The sequence below is a fragment of the Corallococcus exercitus genome, assembly GCF_003611585.1.
GTDB classification, from domain to species: Bacteria; Myxococcota; Myxococcia; order Myxococcales; family Myxococcaceae; genus Corallococcus; species Corallococcus exercitus.
In genome coordinates this window covers 1-488 of the sequence record NZ_RAVW01000874.1, presented here as the reverse complement: position 1 = coordinate 488, position 488 = coordinate 1, and the positions used below count along the sequence as shown (strand labels likewise).

The window sequence follows — 488 nt, the reverse complement described above, 5'->3', positions numbered from 1 at the left end:
GATGGGTATAAGAGACAGGGGATGGAGAGGGGTGTAAAGGCAGGGAGCAGGAGGCTCGATGGCACGCACGCGGACGGTGGGCAGTGGGGGCCTGACGGGCCTTCCGGGGGCTCCAACGGGCATGCCGGGGGTCGCCGCCAGGCCGCCTGGGGCCCTGGCAATGGCCCTGGCCGCCCTCCTGGCCTTCGTGGGCGCCTGCCGGGACGAACCCCCGCTGACGGGCGCCCGGAGCCTCCTGCGGGTCTCCCAGGAGTCCGTGGCGTTCCCGGCCAGCTACCCCGGGGTGGAGCGAGTGGTGGAGCTGCGCGTGGTGAACGCGGGGCGCACGACGCTGGACGTGGACTGGACGTCGCTGGCGCCTCCCTTCTCCGCGGACGGGCTGCCCGCGCGGATGGCGCCGGGCGAGGTCCCGGTCCGGCTGTCCTACCGGCCGGAGGCCACGGGCGTGCTGACGGCCACGCTGGTGGGCCTGCCTCTTATACACATCT

At 73.6% G+C, this 488-nt stretch carries 1 pseudogene; it reads left to right on the top strand.

The annotated features are described in order from the left end of the window. Positions 1-160 precede the first annotated feature (160 nt). A pseudogene (locus D7W79_RS42640) lies at positions 161-488 on the top strand (tenascin-X); the annotation flags it as partial.